Annotated in this window: 3 protein-coding genes; 1 reads left to right on the plus strand and 2 read right to left on the minus strand. The window is 57.5% G+C overall.

What is annotated here, in order from left to right; all coding sequences use genetic code 11:
- Positions 1–72 precede the first annotated feature (72 nt).
- Positions 73–1,545 carry a sensor domain-containing diguanylate cyclase gene (locus tag ABR948_RS29310; RefSeq protein WP_423871729.1) on the minus strand — a complete coding sequence of 491 codons (1,473 nt, stop codon included), beginning with the start codon at positions 1,543–1,545 and terminating at the stop codon, positions 73–75.
- A 1,002-nt stretch (positions 1,546–2,547) separates the two neighbouring features.
- Here ABR948_RS29310 and ABR948_RS29315 point away from each other — a divergent pair.
- Positions 2,548–2,931, plus strand: coding sequence for a hypothetical protein (locus ABR948_RS29315; RefSeq protein WP_428124781.1), 384 nt, complete (start codon positions 2,548–2,550; stop codon positions 2,929–2,931).
- A gap of 21 nt (positions 2,932–2,952) precedes the next feature.
- Here the strand turns inward: ABR948_RS29315 and ABR948_RS29320 are convergent, their stop codons facing one another.
- Complete coding sequence (locus ABR948_RS29320; RefSeq protein WP_428124783.1) at positions 2,953–3,072, minus strand: LuxR C-terminal-related transcriptional regulator; 120 nt, start codon at positions 3,070–3,072, stop codon at positions 2,953–2,955.
- Positions 3,073–3,077: the final 5 nt, after the last annotated feature.

Raw genomic sequence — 3,077 nt, forward strand, 5'->3', positions numbered from 1 at the left:
CGAGCAAATGGTTGTTTGACAATTGAATCAGAAAATGGATCGGCTCGACTGAGCCATTGCTCGCGCCTTGTTTTACGCAGCGCCAGTCTTGCGGCGATTGCCGCTGGAGCGAAGATGGTACATGCGCTTGGCGTGCAGCATCTTCATGTCGGCGCGCTTGACCACCTGTTCCAGCCGGTCCCCTGGCCGGCTGGTGGCCATTCCAGTCGAGATGCTGAGCGGAACGTCAGGATAAAACTGGTTGTTGATCTCGATGAGTTCCTTCAGCGAAGCGAGAACCGCCTCGCCGACCACGGCGTCGGTGCCGGGCAGCAGCACGGCAAATTCATCGCCGCCGATACGCGAGACCGAAGCCGGCTTTTCGATCAGCGATTCGAACACTTCGCCCGCCCGGCGCAACAGTGTGTCGCCGGCCGCGTGGCCGAGTTCATCGTTCGCCGCCTTGAGTCCGTTAAGATCGGCAACGATGACCGTGACCGGCAGCGGTCCCTTGCGTTCCAGCCGATTGAGTTCGTCGGCATAAAACGAGCGGTTCATGGTGCGTGTCAGCACGTCATGGGTGCCGAGAAATTCGAGATAGGTCTCGGCTTTCTTGCGGGCGGTGATGTCGGTCAACGCGACCTGTACCTGCGACCAGTCGTGTTCGTGGCTCGGCAGCACCGAGAATTGCAGCAGCAGATGCAGCTTGGTGCCGTCGAGCGCATAGTTCACCACTTCGCGCTGCTGGAACAGCTTGCCGTCCCACAGATCGATCAGCTGCTCGCGAAAGGGCGGTCCCATTTCGTCCCGGAAAATCCTGGGGAGATTGTGCAATAGCGTTTTCTTGTCGGCCGCACCGAACAGTTGCAGCGTGCGGCTGTTGACATCGATGACGTGGATTTCGCTCATGCAACGCGAGACGAACTCTTCGTGGACATCGGTGAAGACGCGGAAGTCCTCGATGCCGCGGGCGCGTAGGTCGTCGACCAGCCGCTTCACGGCGCTGAAATCCTCCACCCACAGCGATACCGGCGAGTGGGCGAACAGGCCAAAGGCGTAATTCTGGCTATCGAGCAGGTCGCGCCGGACGCTCTCCCGCTCGGTGACGTCCTCGATCGACACCATGACGCGGTCCCAGCTCTGTTCGTGGCCGGGAAGGACCCTGCCCGAGAGCTGGATATCGAGACGCTTGCCGGTCAGCGTGTAATTGACCGTATTGCTGGAGAAGCTGGTCTGCCCGTACCAGAGCTGGGCGAGTTCCTCGACATGGCTCTTGAACGTATCGTCGCGCAGCACCTGGCCGAGATTGGCCATCAAATGATCGAGGTCGCGGGCGCCGTACAGCTCCAAGGTCTTGGGATTGACCTTCAGGACACGGATGCACTCGGAGCAGCGCCGGACCCGATCCGGATTTGCCGTCAAGTACGCCTTGATGTCGGTGACGTTTTCCGCGCGCCATTCGTCGAATAGCGCCCGAACCCCACTATAGTCCTCGATCCAGAGCGAAACCGGCGCCAGATCGAACATTTCGGCGTCGCTATCCCGATCAATGGACGAAACGGACATGAAGAGCCCTAATGGAAGGGAGTCAGATGCTCCTCCGCTGTAGGCACAATTCGTTAATATTCCTTCATTGTTTGCGACGGCCCGCGGATCTCCGCCACCATCGGACCAAGCCCCGCTGAGCGAGATGGGCATTTCCCTGGCGCGACCCTGGTGTCGACGCGGGCTTACCAAGAAGGCGCTGCTCTTGTGGTAGCTGACGAGGTTCGTGCTGATCTGTTTCGACGCCATCCGCGCGTAGCCCAATCGCCAGGGATGCGTTGATCTATGTCGCCTACGGTGCCGAGCAAAAGGCTCTTTGATGCCGCCGGCAACTCCTGCGCGCTGTAGAGTGCAAATCGGAAGTACTGGAAGCACTGTGGCAAGCTCGTAGCCTGCCGTTCCCGCGCTCACTTGCGCGGCTCCATAATAGTGATCGAACAATTAAGAAACTAGAGCGCGCAATCGAACGCCGCGTCGGGAATAATGCTGACCATCTATCGAAATTTCGAAAAGCTCGACGGGTATGGCGCCTATTGCGAGAGCGAGAAAGCCGTTTTCAAACCGCTGAGTGGGGTCACGGCACTGCCAGGGGCGCGATGCTTATGGGATATGAAACGTCGTCCAACATGGTCAGACGACGCAGTCTAGAAGCACATTTGCTATCAAACATGTTTCTTTACGAAGGTCTCCAAAACTCGGTGCGTCGGTTCCGGCGATGAGAGTCGTTCGCGATACCATATCGACGCGGTCAACGTGTTGCGTGTTCTTAGCGAAGGCCTTCGATGGAACGCTATTCTGATCGATCACCTGATGGAAGAACAACCGAGCTATCGTTTGCCACGGATAGAGCGCCATCGGGGTTCCCCGAGATTTCTAAGCTCAGAGTCAAATAGATTCTACCTGCGAAATTTACACTGGCGGAAATCCAGCACGAACGGAGCGTGAGTCTAACCGGTAGTTTCACGCAGTGCCAAATTAACCGACCGGCATGTTCTCATCTGTCATTGCTAGAGGGTAGGCGGGTTGAAGCGTCAGAACCGCGAGGCGGCGGCTGCAAACTCGTGCCGGACACAGTTAACTGATGAACAGATGGTCATTCTCGAGAACACCGGAACCTTCGTTGAACCGACGGCGTCGCAGCTAATCAGCAACGAACCGACCCCAGCGGACGCGATACCGCCATTGTCGGCCCTGCTCCGGAAAAAAACTGCGCCCCTACATAAGCAGATTGAGGCGTTGCTTCGACTGCCGGGAGGCATTAGCACCCGCGCTGATTACCGGGAGTGGCTCGGTCGTTTCCTCGGGCTCTATGATCCGCTCGAGTGCGCATTGGCGACGTTCTCCGGTTGGGATTCGCTCGGCCTCTCGATGCCATCGCATGGGCGGGCAGCGGCGGAGATAACCTGATGATGAAACCGATTAACTCGCCTATTGTGACTTCAATAACTTCAGCAACAATTTTGTCGTCGATTTAACGTCAGATTTCTTCATCATGTTGGCAAGATGGTCCTCGACCGTGCGGGGGCTTAATCCAAGTTGGCGAGAAATTTCTT

The organism is Bradyrhizobium sp., from assembly GCF_050014615.1.
Classification (GTDB): Bacteria; Pseudomonadota; Alphaproteobacteria; order Rhizobiales; family Xanthobacteraceae; genus Bradyrhizobium.